The 16,832-nt window shown below is 70.3% G+C and carries 14 protein-coding genes; 9 read left to right on the top strand and 5 right to left on the bottom strand.

Annotation, left to right across the window (positions count from 1 at the left end; genetic code table 11):
* The first annotated feature begins 17 nt into the window (after positions 1–17).
* The 5 genes from ACWCQ1_RS37880 to ACWCQ1_RS37860 all read left to right on the top strand — a co-directional run bounded on the left by ACWCQ1_RS37880 (position 18) and on the right by ACWCQ1_RS37860 (position 6,347).
* Positions 18–1,502 carry an MFS transporter gene (locus tag ACWCQ1_RS37880; RefSeq protein WP_451028401.1) on the top strand — a complete coding sequence of 495 codons (1,485 nt, stop codon included), beginning with the start codon at positions 18–20 and terminating at the stop codon, positions 1,500–1,502.
* 591 nt (positions 1,503–2,093) lie between these two features.
* Complete coding sequence (locus tag ACWCQ1_RS37875) at positions 2,094–3,401, top strand: ABC transporter substrate-binding protein (RefSeq protein WP_451028400.1); 1,308 nt, start codon at positions 2,094–2,096, stop codon at positions 3,399–3,401.
* Positions 3,402–3,514: 113 nt separating this feature from the next.
* Positions 3,515–4,450, top strand: a complete 936-nt coding sequence (locus ACWCQ1_RS37870) for a carbohydrate ABC transporter permease (RefSeq protein ID WP_390700752.1) — start codon at positions 3,515–3,517, stop codon at positions 4,448–4,450.
* Complete coding sequence (locus tag ACWCQ1_RS37865) at positions 4,447–5,283, top strand: carbohydrate ABC transporter permease (RefSeq protein WP_390700751.1); 837 nt, start codon at positions 4,447–4,449, stop codon at positions 5,281–5,283. The genes ACWCQ1_RS37870 and ACWCQ1_RS37865 overlap by 4 nt, the downstream gene beginning before the upstream one ends.
* A gap of 56 nt (positions 5,284–5,339) precedes the next feature.
* Positions 5,340–6,347, top strand: coding sequence for a sugar phosphate isomerase/epimerase family protein (locus ACWCQ1_RS37860; RefSeq protein WP_451028399.1), 1,008 nt, complete (start codon positions 5,340–5,342; stop codon positions 6,345–6,347).
* Between the two features lie 61 nt (positions 6,348–6,408).
* On the opposite strand, the gene ACWCQ1_RS37855 is transcribed toward ACWCQ1_RS37860, so the two are convergent.
* The gene (locus ACWCQ1_RS37855; protein ID WP_390700749.1) at positions 6,409–7,071 is read right to left on the bottom strand and encodes a TetR/AcrR family transcriptional regulator; all 663 of its coding nucleotides are present in this window, start codon (positions 7,069–7,071) and stop codon (positions 6,409–6,411) included.
* A gap of 67 nt (positions 7,072–7,138) precedes the next feature.
* Entirely contained in the window at positions 7,139–7,729 is a 591-nt protein-coding gene (locus ACWCQ1_RS37850; protein WP_390700748.1) for an NADPH-dependent FMN reductase, read from the bottom strand.
* 196 nt (positions 7,730–7,925) lie between these two features.
* Between ACWCQ1_RS37850 and ACWCQ1_RS37845 the strand changes: the two genes are divergently transcribed.
* Positions 7,926–10,319 carry a glycoside hydrolase family 3 protein gene (locus tag ACWCQ1_RS37845; RefSeq protein ID WP_451028398.1) on the top strand — a complete coding sequence of 798 codons (2,394 nt, stop codon included), beginning with the start codon at positions 7,926–7,928 and terminating at the stop codon, positions 10,317–10,319.
* A gap of 57 nt (positions 10,320–10,376) precedes the next feature.
* On the opposite strand, the gene ACWCQ1_RS37840 is transcribed toward ACWCQ1_RS37845, so the two are convergent.
* The 3 genes from ACWCQ1_RS37840 to ACWCQ1_RS37830 form a co-directional block, all read right to left on the bottom strand.
* On the bottom strand, positions 10,377–11,159 hold the full coding sequence (locus tag ACWCQ1_RS37840) for a TIM barrel protein (RefSeq protein ID WP_390700746.1): 783 nt from the start codon (positions 11,157–11,159) through the stop codon (positions 10,377–10,379).
* Positions 11,160–11,275: 116 nt separating this feature from the next.
* Positions 11,276–12,241 (bottom strand): sugar phosphate isomerase/epimerase family protein, encoded by a 966-nt coding sequence (locus ACWCQ1_RS37835; protein ID WP_390700745.1) that lies wholly within the window; start codon positions 12,239–12,241, stop codon positions 11,276–11,278.
* On the bottom strand, positions 12,238–13,176 hold the full coding sequence (locus ACWCQ1_RS37830) for a sugar phosphate isomerase/epimerase family protein (protein WP_390700744.1): 939 nt from the start codon (positions 13,174–13,176) through the stop codon (positions 12,238–12,240). The genes ACWCQ1_RS37835 and ACWCQ1_RS37830 overlap by 4 nt, the downstream gene beginning before the upstream one ends.
* A 248-nt stretch (positions 13,177–13,424) precedes the next feature.
* Between ACWCQ1_RS37830 and ACWCQ1_RS37825 the strand changes: the two genes are divergently transcribed.
* From ACWCQ1_RS37825 to ACWCQ1_RS37815, 3 genes are all read left to right on the top strand, one after another.
* Positions 13,425–14,807 (top strand): MFS transporter, encoded by a 1,383-nt coding sequence (locus tag ACWCQ1_RS37825; RefSeq protein ID WP_390700743.1) that lies wholly within the window; start codon positions 13,425–13,427, stop codon positions 14,805–14,807.
* Positions 14,808–14,942: 135 nt separating this feature from the next.
* Positions 14,943–15,329, top strand: coding sequence for a C-glycoside deglycosidase beta subunit domain-containing protein (locus tag ACWCQ1_RS37820; protein WP_390700742.1), 387 nt, complete (start codon positions 14,943–14,945; stop codon positions 15,327–15,329).
* Positions 15,330–15,348: 19 nt separating this feature from the next.
* Positions 15,349–16,830 (top strand): GMC oxidoreductase, encoded by a 1,482-nt coding sequence (locus ACWCQ1_RS37815; protein ID WP_451028397.1) that lies wholly within the window; start codon positions 15,349–15,351, stop codon positions 16,828–16,830.
* Positions 16,831–16,832: the final 2 nt, after the last annotated feature.

Raw genomic sequence — 16,832 nt, 5'->3', positions numbered from 1 at the left:
CGTCGGGCGGTCGATCTGTGACGCCCCCGCCAGAACCGCACACGGACGGTGGCCACGGCCTCGACGCCGTCGCCCCCAGGCGCCCATGGGTGATCCTGGCGATCGCCTGCGCGGCCCAGTTCATCTGTGTGCTGGACGTGTCGATCGTCAACGTCGCCCTGCCGTCGATGCGCGAGAGTCTCGGTCTGTCGCCCGGCGGGCTGCAGTGGGTGGTCAACGGCTATGCCCTGACCTTCGCCGGCTTTCTGCTGCTCGGTGGGCGCGCCGCCGACCTGCTGGGGAGCAGACGTGTCTTCCTCGCCGGGCTGGCGCTGTTCACCGCGGCGAGCCTGGCGGGTGGCCTGGCCCAGACGGGCTGGCACCTGGTCGCGGCGCGTTTCGTTCAGGGGCTGGGCGGAGCGCTGCTGGTGCCCACGACACTGACGGTGCTGACGACCACCTTCCCCCAGTCCCACGCCAGAGCCCGGGCGCTCGCCGTGCTGACGGCGGCGGCCGGGGCTGGTGGAGCGCTGGGAGGCGTCTTCGGCGGGCTGCTCACCGGGCTGCTCGGGTGGCGTTGGGTGCTGTTCGTCAACGTGCCCCTGGGAGTCGTCCTGTCCCTCGCCGCAGCCGGGGCGCTGCCCGGCGCGTCGCGAGGCGCGGCGCGAGGGCGGCTCGACGTGCCGGGCTCGCTCGCGGTGACCCTCGGAACGTCCGGTGTCGTGGCGGCGATCGTGGTGTCGGAGGGCCGCGGCTGGACCTCGGCGCCCACCCTGTCCCTTCTCGGGGCGGCTGTGCTGCTGCTGACCGGTTTCCTGCTGTGGGAACGGCGTGCCCGTCACCCGCTCGTCCCCCCGGCGGTGTTCCGTCTCCGCGCTCTCATGACGGCCAACACCCTGGCCCTGCTGACCAGCGGTGTGCTGCCGGCGACCATGTTCTTCCTCTCCCTCTACCTGCAGAACGTGAGGGACATGACGCCCCTGTGGGCCGGTGTGGCCCTGCTGCCCAGCGCCGCGGGTGTCGCGCTCGGCGCGGCAGCCGCCTCCCGGCTGGTCGGCGTCCTCGGCCCTCGCGCGGTCTTCATGGCTGGTTCACTGCTCGCCGCCATGGCCCTGGTGTGGCTGTCGCGGCTCGGCCCGGACAGTGGCTACGTGGGGTTTGTCGCGGTTCCGCTGTTCCTCTCCATGGCGGGGCTCAGCGTGGCGGGACTGCCACTGACACTGACCGCCGTCGCGGGCGCCGGGCCCGACAGGGCCGGGCTCGCCTCGGGTCTGCTCAACACCGCCAAGCAGATCGGCGGAGCCGTGGGCCTGGCCGCCCTGGTCACACTGGCGGCCACGCGTACGGCCGTCCTCACGGCCGCAGGGCGGACCAGTGAGGACGTGGCCACGACCCAGGGCTTCGGCCTTGCCCTGCTGGTCGCCGCCGGTGCGGTTCTCGGAGCGGGTCTCTGCGGCCTGGCTCTGCCGCGGGACGCACCGCCCAAACCGGCTCCTGCTTCGCCCCGGGCCGGGGTGGCCTGAGTCCGTGCCCGCGTCGCTCGGACCGCGGCGCGGGCGAGGAAGAAACGCCGGCGGAAGTGACCCACGCCACTTTTTCTTTTTAGAATCAGAATCTTGAATTTGTTCGTCATGGCGCGCACACTCGCCCGTAACGTGACGCACACGCCAGAACGGACTGGTTACGGCAGAGGAGGCATTGTGGCCCCACGTGTTCCACCCGGCTCGCGCCGTACCGCCGCCCCGCCTGACGCCCCCGTGGACGTGTCACCTCTCGGCCTCCGTACGGGCACCGCGGGAAACGAAGCCGGCAACTTACGCGGTGCCCGGCACACCAGCGGGCGGACACAGCGAACGATGCGCGCCACAAGATCCGCTCCCCCTTCCCGGTGACTCCCTTCCGGAGCTGAGCCGGGACCGCTCGAAACAGACTCGCCCCGTGCCGTTCGGACGGCCCGCCGTACCGGACGGTCTTCGAGGACGTCCCGCGTCCCCACGCCGTCCGTACCGCTGCGGCCCATGTCCGTCTGCCGCCCCGGTATCAGGACGCCCTCCTCCTCGTCGGCACCGCCCTGTCGCCGAGGGCCGGCCCAGCGCCAACCGAAAGGCAGCGCCATGCAGTCAGCCTCCCGATCGACCATCGTCCTCGCACTCGCGGCGGCCGGGGCACTCACCCTGTCCGCTTGCGGGGGCGGAGGCGGCACCAAGAACCAGGCCGCCTCCGCGGCAGCCGTGGCCGCCCCCGCCGACAGCGGCAGCCTGACCCTCCTCTACCAGTCCAGCGGCAACAAGACGGAGCCCATGGACGAGGTCATCGCCGCCTTCGAGAAGAAGTACCCCGACATCAAGGTGAAGGCGGAGTACCTGCCGATCGGCACCAGCTACGCCGACTCCCTGCGGACCCGGCTGCGTGGCGGCAACCAGCCCGACGTCTTCTACGCCGCGCCCGGCGGAGGAGGCCTCACCTCCCTGCTCAACCTGGCCGACGCCGGTCTCACCGCCGATCTGGCCAAGCAATCCTGGACCAAGGGTGTGGTGGACACCAACGCCCGCGAGCTCTTCTACCAGGACGGGGGCCTGTGGGGAGTCCCGTTCGACCGGGTGGTCGTCGCCCAGGTGTACAACACGACCGCCCTGAAGAACAGCGGCATCGAGATCCCCAGAACGATGGACGAACTCCTGGCCGCCTGCAAGAAGGTGAACAGCCAGGGCAAGTCCCTGCTCTCCTTGGCAGGCGCCAACGCGGAGAACTCAGGACTGTTCGCCTCCGCGCTCGCCGCCAACTACGTGCTCGCCGACCAGCCGAAGTTCAACTCCGAGCGAGCACAAGGCAAAACGACGTTCGCCGGCAGCAAGGGCTGGCAGAACACCACCCAGGCCATCGTCGACATGAAGAAGGCCGGGTGCTTCCAGAAGGGAGCCGAGGCGGCCGACATTCCGCAGGCTGCCCCGGCCCTGGCGCAGGGCAAGGCCCTGTCCTTCGTCATCCCCACGGGGGCGCTGTCCGCGCTGCGCGGCATAGAGCCGAGCCTGCAACTGGAAGCCCACCCGCTGCCCGGCGTGACCGCGGAAGGAACGAACATCTACTCCTCCCAGTCCGACGCGCTGGCCATCTCGACCAAGGGCGCCAAGAACGGGGCCGCCACCACGTTCCTGCAGTACGTCGCCACCGGCGGCGGCGACGAGGTCTACGCCAAGGCGACCGGCAACCTGCCGCTGAAGGGGATGCTCGACGACCCCGCACTGAGCGGGCTCTCCGGCATCCTGGCCGACGAGAAGCACAACTACCCCATGATCAACCTCCCGTGGCCCAACCCCGAGGTCTACAACGACCTGGGCAAGGGCGTCCAGGGACTGCTGACCGGCCAGCAGAGCCCCGCCGACGTCCTGAAGAGCATGGACGGCGCCTGGCAGCAGAAGTGAGCGCGGGTGCCGGCCGGCACCGCCGTGCCCGCCGGCACCCGTCCTCCTCCACCGGTTGACGACAGCGAAGGGGCGCCTCCTCCGCCCTCACCCCGACCCCGCAGGGAGTTCCCGTGACCACCACCCTTGAGGCGCCCCCGGCCGCCGAGACCGGCCAGCGGCCGGTGCGCCGCCCCAGGCGCCGCCCTCGGGCACCGTTGATCTGGCTCGCACCGGGGCTGCTGCTCCTGCTGGCCGCCCGCTACCTCCCCACGGTCCTCGGTGCCAACTATGCGTTCACCGACTGGAACGGGCTCAGCTCGGTCTACAACATCGTCGGCCTGGACAACTTCCAGACGATCTTCAACGACCCGGACTCCCGGCAGGCGTTGGTCAACACCCTCGTGCTCGCGGTGACCGTCGTGATCGCGAGCAACGTCCTCGGCATGGCCCTCGCCCTCGCGCTGGACTCGGCGATCAAGACGCGCAACATCGTGCGCGCCGTTTTCTTCGCGCCGGCCATCCTCAGCCCGCTGGCCACCGCCTACATCTGGCGCTACATCTTCCAGATCGACGGACCGCTCAACCACCTCTTCGGCGCCGTCGGACTGGACGCATGGGAACGGAGCTGGCTCGCCGACCCCACCTGGGCCCAGTGGGCGGTGGCGGTGGTGACCGTCTGGCAGTTCACCGGCCTGGCCATGGTCGTCTATCTGACCGGACTGCAGTCCATCCCCGCCGAACTCACCGAAGCGGCCTCCGTCGACGGCGCGGGCCCCTGGCGCCGCTTCCGCACGATCACCCTGCCCCTGCTCGCCCCGGCCACCACGATCGCCCTCACCCTGACCACCATCATGGCACTCGGCATCTTCGACCAGGTCGTCGCGCTCACGGGCGGCGGCCCCGCCGGCAAGACGGACACCCTGTCCACGGTCATCTACGAACAGACCTTCAGCCTCGGCCGGTTCGGCTACGGCACCGCGCTGGCCGTGATCCTCACCGTTGTGATCACCCTCGCCTCGGTCACCCAACTCCTCGTTCTGCGTTCCCGTGAGAGGCGGATGCGATGAACTCCGGAATGCAGCGCTACACCCGGCGCACCCTCGCCCGCGAAATCGTGCTTATCGTGGCCGGGCTGCTGTGGCTCTTCCCTCTCTACCTGCTGGTCATGACGTCGGTGAAGCCCGACAGCCAGATCTTCAGCGCCCCGACCGACCTGCCCACCAGCCTCGACATCGGCAACTACGCCGAGGCGTGGAGCACCGCGCACCTCGGCCGCGCCCTGCTCAACAGCCTGATCATCACGGGCGGCAGCGTCACCCTGCTGATCATGGTCGGCTCCCTGTGCGCCTACACCATCGCCCGCCGGCCCGGACGCTGGAGCGCCGTCTTCTACCTGCTGTTCGTGATCGGCATCATCGTGCCCTTCCAGCTGGGGCTGCTCCCGCTGTACTCGATCATGCGCTCCCTGGGCCTGGTCGGCAGCTACCTGGGGATCATCCTGCTCTACGGCGGACTGTGGATCCCCATGGCGGTGTTCCTCTACACCGGGTTCATCCGTGCCATGCCCAAGGACTACGAGGAAGCGGCCCTGCTGGACGGAGCGACGCCCTTCCGGACCTTCCGGCGTGTCATCTTCCCCCAACTGCGGCCGGTGACCGCGACGGTGGCCACCCTCTGCGGAATCCTGGTCTGGAACGACTTCTTCACACCGCTGGTCTTCCTGTCCGGCACGGACAAGGTGCCTCTCCCGCTCGCGATCTACGAGTTCGTCGGCTCGGTGGCGACCCGCTGGAACCTCGTCTTCGCGGGGATCCTGGTCGCACTGCTGCCCGTCCTCATACTCTTCGTCGTCGCGCAACGACACCTGATGCACGGCTTCTCCGGCGGGCTCAAGAGCTGACCCCCGGCATCCGATCCCCCAAGACTTCCCGAGCGAGAAACCGGAGACGAGGACCCATGGCCGACACCACCACCCCCAGCTCGCACAGGATCAGGCGCGGAGTCAGCTTCTACTCCTTCCAGGAGGAGTTCTTCCTGCGCACCATGACACTGGAGGACTGCGTGGCAGCCGCCGCGAGCATGGGCGCGCGCGGCATCGAGATCATCCCCGAGCAGTCGATCCCCGGCTACCCGGCCCTGTCCGACGCCTTCGTGGCCGACTGGCACGGCTGGATGGACCGCTACGGCACCGTCCCGGTGGCCACCGACCTGTTTCTCGACACGAAGCTGCACACCGGACGATGGCTCAGCCATGAGGAACAGGTGGCATCGGTCCGCCGGGACATCGACATCGCCGTACGCCTCGGCGGGCACGTCATCCGCATGATCATCAATACGCCGCCCGAGGTCATGGAGTCCGTGGCCGGCTACGCCGAGGAACGGGGCGTCCGTCTGCTCCTCGAAGTGCACGCCCCGTTCCACTACGAGCACCCCTGGATCCTCCAGCACCTCGAGGTCATGTACCGCCTCCGGTCACCCGCGCTGGGCCTCATGCCCGACATGGGCACCTACGTCCAGCGCTTCCCCAGGGTGGTGAGCGAACGCGCCCTGCGCGACGGCGCCCGGCCGGAGCTCGTCGACCTGATCGTGCGCACCTACGACAACCACGAGGACACCCACGCCCTCATGGACATCGTCAACTACCGGGGCGGTGGTCCGGTGGAGTTCGGGCTCGCGCGACAAGCCACTCACTACATCTGGAGCGAGCCGAAGGCGATGCTCGACCACATGTCCCTCATCGGGCACATCCAGGCCAAGTTCTACGAGATGACCGAGGACGGCGAGGAGTACAGCATCCCGTACGCACAGATCGCCCCCGTCCTGCTCCAGGGCGACTTCGACGGTTACCTCTCCAGTGAGTACGAGGGCAACCGGCACATCCAGGACGCGTTCCCCGTGGACAGCGTGGAGCAGGTCCGCCGTCAGCAGACCATGCTGGCCCGGCTGTTGGGCGAAGCCGACTGACCCTCGGCTCGCGTCGAACCGGCCTCGACGACGGTCGCCCCGGGCGGCCGTGTCGAGGCCGTCACTGTCCTTCGTAGCGCAGGAAGGCGAGCATCATCGCGCCGAGGTCTTCGATCAGTGTCGGCAAGTCGCTGCCCTCCGCGGCCTCGGGAGCGACGTCGAGGGCCAACGCCCTGGCGAGCGCGGCGTAGACCGTGGTGAAGCAGGAGCTGACGGCGCGAATCGGGTCCGGGTGCCGGATCTCGTCGCGGCGGGAGAGGATCAGGTCGATGAACCGGTCACGGGCGTCCATGTAGCCGGCTTTGCCGACCTTGGCCACCGCCGGGTCCACGGCGCCTCGCTGGAGGAAGGCGCCCAGGGTCCTTCCCTGCCGTTCCAGCACGCCGGCGAATTCCGCGATGAGCCGCGGGACGAGCTGGGCGAGCGGTACGCCGGCCCAACGCTGCGGGTCCGTCATTTCGCGCTGCGCGGCGAGCAGCCGTTCCTGGAACCGCGCCTGCGCCGCCCGCAGAAGGTCGTCCTTGCCGTCGACCCGGGTGTAGATCGAACCCACCGATACCCCGGAGCGCCGGCTGACCTCGGTCAGGGCGAAACCGGAGTAGCCCTTCTCGGAGAGCAGCTCGAGGGTCGTGTCGAGCACCAGATCGAAGGAGCGCTGACTGCGCTCCTGTTTGGGGGCACGGATACCGCTGGTCTGCGGGGGCTGCTGTGGCGTGGTGGGCATTCAGTCAGTGTATTCAGCCCTGCATGCCGCCCGGTCGTGGCGGGCGGCCGTGCGGGAACCGGCCGAGTCAGGCGACACGTACCGCCCCCGCGGGAGCGGCGAAGCGCTGGGCGAACTCGTGGACCTGCCGGCCCAGCAGGTCGAGCTGGGCGGCGGCGGTGGGTTCGGTGCAGGTGCCGTCCGGGGCGAACAGCGGGCCCTGGCCGGAGTTGAGGGTGACGCCGAGCGGGGTGGGCCAGCCGCGCATGGCGTGGACGGTACTGCGCAGGGCGGCGAGGGTGGTGCCGCACGCCTGCCAGCCGGCCGCCGTCACGACCAGTCCGACGGCCCGTCCGTCGAAGTACACGCGCTCGTCCTCACGGAGGTCCTCCAGCAGATCGAGCGCGTTCTTGACGAGCCCGGAGATGCCGCCGTGATAGCCGGGTGAGCCGATCACCAGGCCGTCCGCCCGGCGCACCGCCTCCACCAGTTGGCGCTGCTGGTCGGTCCGTTCGGTGCGTTCGGGGGCGTAGTGGGGGAGTGCGGCGAGGAAGTCGCCTCCGAAGCGGACCGTGCGGGCGCCACGCCGTTCCGCGGCCGCGAGGGCGGTGTGGACGGCGAGCTCGCTGCTGGAACCACGACGGGTGGTGCCGCCGATGCCGACGATCAGGTGACTCATCGGGTGGAGTCCTTTCGGAAGTGAGGCATGGCCTCGGAGGCGAAGGGCCGCGGCAATGAATTAGAATTAGGATTCTGAAAATATGCGAGGGGTTCATGCTCGTCAAGGGGTGCGCCCGGTATTGACTGGCCGGATCCGAGCTGCCTAGGTTTGAACAGAATCAATATTCTGGTTTGAGTGACATCGAGAGGTCGCCATGCACGCCTCCGCGCACCCGCTCCCGACTGCCGCTTCCCTCACCGCGGGGAAGACGGGCTGGAGCACCCTGGACGAGCCGGCCTTCGGTCTGCGGTCGTTGCACCTGGTCGACGGGCCGCTGGGCCTGGTCAGTCCGACCTTCGACGAGCGGGAGACCTCTTTGCTGCTGCCCAGCGGCATCGCGCTGGGGGCGACCTGGGACCCGGATGTGGTCGGCGGGGTGGCGGCGGCGCAGGCGTCGGAGGCGCGTCGGCGCGGTTTCGACGCGGTCTACGCCCCCAATCTCAATCTGGCCAGGACCGGGCTGTCCGGCCGGACCTTCGAGATGCTGTCGGAGGACCCGTTCCTGGCCGGCGTGCTCGGCGCGGCCTACGTGACGGGCTTGCAGGACCAGGGCGTCGCGGCGTTCCCCAAGCATCTGGTCTGCAACGACACCGAGACAGCCCGCCAGTCGATGAGCGCCGAGGTCACCGACACGACATTGCGCGAGGTCTATCTGCGCCCCTTCGAGATGGCCGTCCGGGCCGGCGCCTGGGGGCTGATGGCCGCCTACAACCGGCTGGGCGGCACACCGTGCACGGCCCACGCCGGACTGCTGGCGATCGTGAAGGAGGAGTGGGGCTTCGACGGGGTCGTCGTCTCCGACTACTTCGCCCTCAAGGAGACGGTCGGCCCGGCGCTCGCCGGCCTCGACCTGGAGATGCCCGGTCCCGCGATCCACTACGGTGCGCGGCTCGCCGAAGCGGTGGAACGGGGTCAAGTGCCGCACGCGCGACTGGAAGACGCCGTGGAGAGACTGCTGCGTCTGGCCCGGCGGGTCGGTGGCATCGAGGGCGTCGACCGGCAGGTGGCCGCGGGTGCCGCCTCCGTACCGCCCGAACAGGCGCAGGAGACTCTGGTCCGCGCCGCCGCCGCCTCGTTCGTTCTGGTGCGCAACGAGGACGCGTTGCTCCCGCTCGACCCGGCCGGGACACGACGGCTCGCCGTCATCGGACCGAACGCCGGCCGGCCCTGCTACCAGGGAGCGACGTTCGGCCGGATCCGGCCCGAGCAGCCCCCGGCGACCCCGCTCCAGGCGGTGAGGGAACGCTTCGGGCCCCTCTGCGACGTCGTGTACGAACCCGGGGTCGACACACTGCCGCCCGACTCCCTCGGTGCCTTCCGGGTCACCACTCCGGACAAGGAGCCCGGAGTGCGGCTGGAGTACCTGCGCGACGGTCACATCGCCCTGACCGAAGTCCGCGCCGACAGCGCGTTCATCTGGTTCGGGAACATCCCGGGCGTCGGGCCGACCACCGAGCCGGTCACGCTCAGACTCACCGCCGTCCTCACCCCGGAGACCGGCGGACACTGGACGTTCGGTGCCGGTGGATCCGGTACGACCACGCTGTCGGTCGACGGCGTGGTGCTCGCCCGGCGGCCGGCGCCCGCCGCCGGGGACGTGATGGGACAGGTGGCCCGCGCCGAGACCACGACCGGGCAGGTGGAACTGAGGGCGGGAGAACCGGTGACCGTGGTCGTCGAGATGGTCGCGACGGGCGGCCCCGTCCAGGCGCTGACCGTGGGCTGCACACCGCCGGCCACCCCCGGAGCCCTGGAGCGCGCGCGGCAGGCGGCCGCGTCGGCCGACGCCGTCGTCCTGGTCGTGGGCGACGAACTGGAGACGTCGCGGGAGAGCAAGGACCTCGATCACTCGGCTCTGCCTCAGGCCCAGCGTGAACTCGTCGACGCGGTGGCCCGGGCGAATCCGCGCACCGTCGTGGTCGTCAACGCCGGACGGCCCGTCGACGCGCCCTGGGCGGACTCGGTCCCCGCCGTGCTGCAGAGCTGGTTCGCCGGGCAGGGGTACGGCACGGCGCTGGCCAGGGTGCTGGCCGGGGACGACGAGCCCGGTGGCCGGATGCCCGTCACGGTGCCGCTGCGCGACGCCGACCGTGCGACGCACGGTGAGACGCTCGACGCCGAGCTGCGGCGTGTCTACCGGGAACCCACCGGCTACCGGCATCTCAGTCGCAGCGGCACCCAGGCCCGGTTCGCCTTCGGCGCCGGACTCGGCTACACGACCTGGCGGCTCGGGACGGCCTCGCTCGTTGCGAGCGGAGGGCGTTGGGCGGTGCGCCTCCCGGTAGCCAACACAGGGGAGCGCCGCGGCCGTGAGGTCGTCCAGGTCTACGTCCGCGCCCCCGGGGAGACGGATGCCCGCCTCGCCGGCTTCACCGGGATCCGGCTCGACGCGGGGCAGGAAGCCGAGGTGGAGGTGGAGCTCGACGAGCGTGCCTGGCAGCGCTGGGATGCCGCGAGGGGAGGCTGGTCCGTGATCGGGGGACGGCACGAGGTCCGCGTCGGCCGGTCCGCTGAGGACATCGCGCAGGCGCTCGTCCACGAGGTGTAGGCGATACGGAAGGGGGGGAGGCGCGGTGCGCGCCTCCCCCCCTTCCGGCTGTCGCGATCACAGCGCCGCGACGACCTCCCGGACGGACCGAAGCGACGCGGCCGACGCGGTGGTGGGGTGGTACTCCAGACCGATCGGGCCGTCGTAGCCGAGCTCGCGCAGGCCCTGCAGCCGCGCGGCCCAGTCGACCGTTCCGGTGCCCGGTTCCGTGCGGTCCGGCAGGTCGGCGATCTGTACGTGTGAGACGAGGTCCATGGCGCCGGTCAGTTCCCGCTCGGGCGTCTCACCCATCTGCAGTGAGTGGTAGACGTCGTACAGCAGGGCGAGCCCGGGGGAGTCGACCTCACGCACCGCGGCGAGGCATTCGGCGGTCGTGTCGAACAGGGTGCCCGGGTGGTCCACCCGGGTGTTGAGGTTCTCCAGCAGGATCGTCACACCATGGTCGGCGGCGATCTCGGCGCCGGCCTTCAGGCCGTCGACGACGATGGCGTGCTGCACCGCGCGCTTCATGTACGGCAGTCCCACGCCTGAGCCCGTGACGACGCGGGTGCAGCCCAGCCGGGCGGCAGCCTCCGCCGCGGCCCGGACGTGGCCGAGGAACTCCTCGTGGGTGCGGGCGTCGGCGAGTGTGAGCCGGCCCTCGACGAGCAGGGTGTGCAGGGACGAGCCGGTGGCCTCCAGGGCCTTGCGGATCGACTCCAGGTCCTTGTCGCTGTGCGACCAGATCTCGACCACGTCGATGCCGTGATCGGCGGCTGCGCGGATGCGCTCGCCCAGATCGTCTCCGGCCTCCCGGAAGAGGAGTTCGACGTTGACGGACAGACGGACGGGACGGGACATGCGGGCTCCTGAAACGGAGAGGGAAGCCCCGCGACGGTGACCGCGGGGTGCGCCGGAACGCTCGGCGGCGCCGGCCGGGAGGGAAGCGACACCCGGTCGCTCCCCTGCGTGAGGTGTCAGCCGCGCAGCAGCCGCTGTGCGTACCAGCCGTTGAGCATGGCGCTGCGGGCCGGGTTCGGGGTCTGCTCGCTCTCGAAGACGGCCCAGCCGGACCAGTCGTGGGCGCGCAGACGTTCCGCGAGGGCGGGGAAGTCGACGAGGCCGCCGGTGGTGCCGCACTCGTAGAACCAGCGCTCGATGCCGCGGGCTCCGCCCTCGGAGAGCATGCTCGCCTCCGCGTGCGGTGCGAGCCGTTCACCGTCCTCGTCGACGTACCGGGTGTCCTTCAGGTGCAGGTGGTCCACCCGGTCGTGGTGCGTGTCGAAGAGCTGCACGGGGTCCAGCCCGGCGACGGTCAGCTCGGCGGTGTCGAGCGTGAGGCCCACCAGGTCCGGGTCGGTCTCGGCGAGCAGCGCGGACAGCGTCTTCTCCTCGGCCGCGGCGCTCAGGCAGTCCACGTGCAGGGACAGCCGTACGCCGGTCTCCGCGACGGCCGCGCCCACGCTGTTCCAGCCGGCCGCGGCATCGGTGAGCACCGCGCCGGACAGCGGCCGGTCCAGGGTCCAGGCGGCGGGCAGGGCCCGCACCACCAGCCGGGTGCCGCCCGCCGTGGCCAGGAACTCGGCGAAGGGCAGCAGCGCTGCGGCGATCTCGCCGTGCCGGTCGCGCTCCAGGATCGACCGGCCTCGGCTCAGCTCCTCGTCCACGGGCTCACCGGGGTCGACGTACCAGCTGGACACCGCCTCGAGACCCGTACGCCGGACGATGTCGAGGAAGGCCCCGGTGGAACCGTAGGTCGCCGCGATCGACGCGGGTCGGCCGAGCGGATCCCAGCGGCCGGTGCCGCCGCGCAGCTCGACGCCGGTGAACCCGCAGGCGGCGATGACCTTCAGGGCGCGCTCGTGCTGTTCGGGGCGGGTGAAGTCGTCGAAGTTCGGCTTCCACTGGTTGATGGCGTAGCCGAGACGGATGCGGGGGCTCATGCGTAGATCTCCGACAGGACGTTGCGGGCGTACCACATGGACAGGGCGGTGGCCTCGGCGTAGTCGCCGCCGATGTTGACCTTGTCGTGCTCGACGGTGATCCAGCCCGTGTAGCCGACGTCCTTGATCGCGCGCATCAGCCGCGGGAAGTCGACCAGACCGCCCTCGGTGCCCATCTCGTGGAACCACTGGTCGGTCTGCGGTGCCATCAGCTCGGCGTCCGGGCTGTGCTTGAAGGCCTCGGTGGTGTCCCGCTGCCGGGTGTCCTTGAAGTGGAAGCCCGAACAGCGCTCGTGCAGGTCCATGAAGAGGGAGACGGGGTCGATGCCGGCGATGCAGTGCTGGGCGGTGTCGCAGAAGAACGACACATACCGGGGGTCGGTGAAGTCGTAGAACTTGCGGATGTCGTCCTCGGTGCGGATGGCGCAGAAGAACTCGTGATGACAGGTGGTGCGTACGCCGAACTCCGTCAGGGTCATCTCCCCGACCCGGTTCCAGCACTCGGCCGCCGCCTTGATCTTGTCGTCGGTGACGGGCGCGGTCTGTGCGTAGAGGCTGGCCGGCATCACGATGAGGCTCTCGATGTCGAGGGCGTCCCACATGCCCAGCATCCGGCGGGTGCTCCCGACGATCTCGTCGTGCGTCTCGCGGACATGGGCGTCGGCGACGCGCGGGTCGTACATGATGCCGCGGAACAGGTTGACGATCTTCTCGATGCCGTGGTCGCGCAGATAGCGCTGGTAGTTCTCGACGGAGCCGAACATGCCGGTCAGGGCGTAGACCTGGAAGTCGAACATGTCCAGGCCCTCGAAACCCACCGCACTGATCTGCTTGACGAAGTCGTCCATGTAGCGGCGGGCGGCGTACTGGGTCACCGGGCCGCGTGGGCTGTCCACCCGCCAGTGGTCCATGTAGCTCCAGCGGAGCTCGTTCATGCGTGATCAACTCCAGGAGGGGGAGGGGAACGCAGCCGACCGGATGCGCTCGCGCGTAACAGAATCTACATATTGATTCTGGGTCTGGATAGGGGTCGAGCCGCTGGCAGGGCGCCCATTGGAGGAATAACTGAAATCTGAATTTTGAATTCACTTCGTCTTGCGCTGGGCCCAGGCGTGGTGTGCCCTGTTCACCCAGGGGCGCCCGACGGGCGTCGTGCCACGCAAAGGAGCGGAGCACCTTGGACATGACGATCAGCGCAGTCAAACCGCGGACGCCCCAGGGAACGACGACCCGCATCGGCTGGCGGGAGAAGTTCGGCTACGGGGCCGGCGACCTGGCCTCCAACCTGTCGTGGAACCTCGTCGGAGGCTTCCTCCTCTACTACTACACCGATGTCGCCGAGGTGCCCGTCGCGGCCCTGGGCACCCTCTTCCTCGTCGCCAGGCTGGTCGACGCCGTGATCGATCCGGCCATCGGGGTCCTCGTGGACCGCACCAGGTCCCGCTGGGGCAAGGCCCGCCCCTATCTGGTCTTCGCCTCGATACCCTTCGGGGTCGTCGGCGTGCTGACCTTCATGGTTCCCGACGTGAGCGACAGCGGGAAGCTCATCTACGCGTTCGTCACGTACCTGACCCTGGGGCTGCTGTTCTCCCTGGTCAACGTCCCCTACAGTGCCCTGCTGCCGATGATGACGCGTGACTCGGACGAGCGGATGCAGATGGGCGGCCTGAGGGCGATCGGCAGTTCCGCCGGTTCCATCATCGTGACGGCGTTCACGACACCGTTCGTGGCCTGGCTGGGGGCCGGCGACGAGCAGCGGGGCTGGACCCTCGCGACCATGATCTACAGCGTGCTGAGCGTCGGCTTCTTCGCCGTCACCTTCCTCACCTGCAAGGAGCGGTACGCCCTGCCCGCCGAGTCCGAGCAGGTCGGCGTGACGACCGCGCTGCGGACGCTGTGGGGAAACCGGCCGTGGAAGGTGGTCTTCGTCTACGGGGTGCTCAACTTCGTACGACTGTCCCTGGTGCTCGGGGTGACCGTGTACTTCGCGCTGGCGGTCCTGCACGCGCCCTGGGCGATCTCGGTCCTGCTTCCGCTGGTGTCCGGCACGATGATCGTCGGTGGCATGGTGGCCGCCCCCTACTACCGCCGCTTCGGCAAGCGCCGCGGCAATCTGCAGGCCCTGGCGGTGGGCTTCGTCGCCTGGGCCGCGCTCTACCCGGCCGAGGGCGTCTTCCCCGTGTTCCTGGCCTTCTACGTCATCGCCACCCTCGCGATCGCGGTGTCGATGGTGTCGATGTTCACGATGGTCGCGGACGCCGTGGAGTACCAGCAGTGGCGGTTCGGCACGCGGCACGAGGGGCTGCTGTCGTCCGGCATCAGCTTCGCCACGAAGGTCGGTTCGGCCATAGGCTCCGCCGCGATCGCGTACGGGCTCGCCCTGGCCGGCTATCGCGCGGGTGGCGAGGGCGGGACGGCGGTGACCGCCATCCGCGTGCTGTTCTACGGCGTCCCGCTGCTCCTCGTGGTCGCGCAGGCCGTGACGATGGTCTTCTGGGATCTGGACGGGCGGCACGAGCAGATGCGGGCCGAGATCGACCGCGCGGCCCGCGTGGCGAAGGGCTGACGCCCCGCTGTCGGTCGGCGGCACGGTCTCTCGGGAAAAAACAGAATCAGAATCTTGCATTTATTTCAGTGCGGGACGCACACTGGCCCCAGGGGCCGCACAGCAGACGTCCCACCATCGCGGAGAGGCTTCACCGTGTTCGACAAGTACATCGTCTGCGAGGACGGATTCCGCACCCGCGGCGACGGCCGCCCGGGCGGCGAGCTGGAGGTCAGGATGCCCTACTACCGGGGGCTGTTCCTGTCCATGGTCGAAGCCGTCGACCTCACCCTCGACGGGCACCCGGTACCCGCCGAGCGCACCACCTTCAGCGTGCACGGCAACACCTACACCTTCGCCGAGCTGCCCCACGTCACCGACGACCGCTGGGAGATGGGGGAGCGGGCCGTGCTCGCCTTCGAGACCGACACGCCACTCGGTCCCGGTGACCACGACGTCGCCGTGGCGGTACGCCTGCGGATCTCCTACATGCCGGTGCCCGGCGGCGGCCGTGACCGCAAGCGGCTGCGGCTCGGGTCCTGACGGCGGGAGACACCACAATATGACGAAGGACTTCCCGGCATGTGTCGACGTGGCCGTCGTCGGCAGCGGACCGTGCGGCGCCGCCTACGCGCGCATCCTGTCCGAGCAGCGCCCCGACCTGGACCTGGCCACCTTCGAGGTGGGCCCCCTGCTCGCCGACCCGCCCGGCCTGCACGTGAAGAACATCGCCGACCCGGACGAACGGCAGCGTGCCCAGCTCCGCTCCCAGGGACCGGCACCGGCCCCCGCCGACGGCCGCCTCGCCCGCCCCGGCACCTTCCTGCTGCCCGACGGCTACCAGAACCCCGGCGAGGACGGCCTGCCGAACGCGGCGATGTCCAGCAACGTCGGCGGCATGGGCGCCCACTGGACGGCCGCGTGCCCGCGCCCCGGCGGCAGCGAACGCATCGACTTCGTACCGGACCTGGACGAACTCCTCGACGAGGCCGAGCGGTTGCTCGGCGTCGACGCCCACGCGTTCGACGACGCCCCCTTCGCCGCCGAGGTCCGCAAACGCCTCGGCGCCGCCCTGGACACCGGCCGCCCGGAGGAACGCCGAGTGCAGCCCATGCCGCTGGCGGTACGGCGCCACGCCGACGGCCGCGTCACCTGGTCCGGAGCCGACGTCGTCTACGGCGAGGCCACCCGCGCCAACCCACGGCACACCCTCCACCCGGAGGCCCTGGTCACCCAAGTGCTGGTCGAGGAGGGCCGGGCCGCGGGCGTCCTGGTGCGCGACCTGCGCGACGGCACCGAGCACCAGGTGCGCGCCGCACGGGTCGTGGTCGCCGCCGACGCCTTGCGCACCCCGCAACTGCTGTGGGCCTCCGGCGTACGGCCGCCCGCACTCGGCCGGTACCTCAACGACCAGCCGCAGATCGTGTACGCGGTCCGCCTGCGCGATGTCCAATCGGCACCCGGTGGGGCCGCCGCCCCGTCCAGCGGCGTCAGCTGGGTGCCGTACACGGACGACGAACCCTTCCACGGCCAGGTGATGCAACTCGACGCCTCACCCGTCCCGCTGGTCGGCGACGACGTCCCGGCGCCCGGGTCGATCGTGGGCCTGGGCTGGTTCTGCGTGAAGGACGTACGGGCCGAGGACCGCGTCACGTTCGACGACACCCGCGACGACGCCTACGGCATGCCCGCGATGCGCATCCACTACCAGCTCACCGAACGCGACCACGCCTCCCTCGACGCGGCCCGCGCCGCCGTCCGCCGGGCGGCCGACGCCCTCGGCGACCCCCTCGACGACGCACCCCGCACCCTCGCCCTCGGCGCGTCGCTGCACTACCAGGGCACCGTCCGCTCCGGCCCGGCCGACGACGGCACCTCGGTGTGCGACCCCGTCGGCCAGGTCTGGGACGTACCCGGCCTGCACGTCGCCGGCAACGGCGTCATCCCCACACCGACCGCCTGCAACCCGACGCTCACCTCGGTGGCCCTGGCTGTCGCCGGCGCCCGCCACATCGCCTGCACCCTGCCCCTCGAAGGACGGTGACC

The sequence above is a fragment of the Streptomyces sp. NPDC002144 genome, from assembly GCF_053593695.1.
This window is presented reverse-complemented; position numbering and strand designations above follow the sequence as displayed.